General features: G+C 57.8%; 2 protein-coding genes. Both read right to left on the bottom strand.

Annotation, left to right across the window (positions count from 1 at the left end; all coding sequences use genetic code 11):
- Nucleotides 1-42 precede the first annotated feature (42 nt).
- Complete coding sequence (locus tag GGE33_RS27365; protein WP_246436521.1) at nt 43-840, bottom strand: IS3 family transposase; 798 nt, start codon at nt 838-840, stop codon at nt 43-45.
- Entirely contained in the window at nt 837-1,199 is a 363-nt protein-coding gene (locus GGE33_RS27360; RefSeq protein ID WP_037082618.1) for a transposase, read from the bottom strand. Before GGE33_RS27360 ends, GGE33_RS27365 begins: the two co-directional genes overlap by 4 nt.
- Between the last annotated feature and the right edge of the window lie 77 nt (nt 1,200-1,276).

The raw sequence follows: 1,276 nt of genomic DNA, 5'->3' as shown, positions 1-1,276 counted from the left end.
TTGGAGTGAACCCCTCGGGCTGGACCATCGAAACAACGCAAACTAAGCCGCCTGCTGGGCGAGTTGGGTTTCAAATTCTGCTGGCGACAAATAGCCAAGGGCTGAATGCAGCCGTTTGGCATTGTAAATCTGCTCGATGAACTTAGGCAACTGTTCGGCTACGTCAGCGAAAGTCTCGTAGCCTGCTGGGTAGATATCCTCCACTTTCAGGGTCTTCATGAAGCTCTCTGCCTGCGCATTGTGATAAGGGTTACCGACGGCGCTCATAGACCCCTGTAAGCCTGCCGCATCGAGCGCTCTTCGGTAGGTCTCACTTGCGTACTGGCATCCGCGGTCCGTGTGGTGAATGCAGCCGGGCGGAGGCTTTCTGTTCTCGAGTGCCGACCGCAACGCTGCCAATGCAAGCGGCGTATCCAGGCGTTTCGACAGGCCATAGCCGACGACTTTCCGGCTGCAGGCGTCGAGAATGACAGCAAGATAGCAGAAGCCAGCGGCGATGCGGATGTACGTGAAGTCGGCCACCCAGACCATGTCAGGCCGCGACGGGATCACATTGCGATAAAGGTTCGGGTAAATCGGCGAATCGTGGTTGCTATCCGTCGTGCGAACATACCGCTTGCGAGGCTTGATACCGAGGCCATTGGCCCGCATGACGCGGGCGACACGCTTGTGATTAACGAGGTGGCCTCTTCGCCGAAGCTCGTGCGTCACGCGCCGGTATCCGTAGCAGGGCAGCTCGTCCTGGATGTCTTCTATGATTGCAACGAGCTCGCTGTCGCGGAGATTTAAAGCTTTTGCCGTTGATTGGTAATAGTAGGTGCTCCTCGGGAGATCGATCATTTTGCACCCCCGTCTGACAGAGCAGGCCGGGGGCCGCTGATGATGGAGGAGCTCGCGCTGTCGGCGGCGATCGGCTGGCGCGGTGTTTTTTTCACCAGGTCCAGCTCCATTGTAAGCTGGCCGACCTTGCGTTCGAGCGCCGCGATATGTGCCTCGTACTCCGCAATGACGCTGGCCTCAGCCTCTTCATCGTTCAGCTCGCCACGATCGAACTGCGTCAGCCATAGCTGTATGAGATTGGCCGAAACGCCATAGGTACGCTGCGCGTCGCGCCGCCCGATGACACCGTTTCGGATATCCTGGCAAAGCTGTAGTTTAAACGGTGTCGAATGCCGTCGATATGGACCTCGGGACTTCATGAGCCTTCTCCGATTAAGGCCCGCAGAGTGTATCAGTTTTTCCCTGTCCTGTGGTCCAGCCCGAGGGGTTCACTCCA

The sequence above is a fragment of the Aliirhizobium cellulosilyticum genome (assembly GCF_014198105.1).
Taxonomy (GTDB): domain Bacteria; phylum Pseudomonadota; class Alphaproteobacteria; order Rhizobiales; family Rhizobiaceae; genus Neorhizobium; species Neorhizobium cellulosilyticum.
Note: the sequence above shows the minus strand (reverse complement) of the source record. Positions and strands in the feature narration are given on the sequence as shown.

Bases quoted from the DNA above. Each gene is read 5' to 3' on its own strand.
- GGE33_RS27360 (WP_037082618.1), bottom strand. From the start codon at position 1,199: ATGAAGTCCCGAGGTCCATATCGACGGCATTCGACACCGTTTAAACTA.
- GGE33_RS27365 (WP_246436521.1), bottom strand. From the start codon at position 840: ATGATCGATCTCCCGAGGAGCACCTACTATTACCAATCAACGGCAAAA.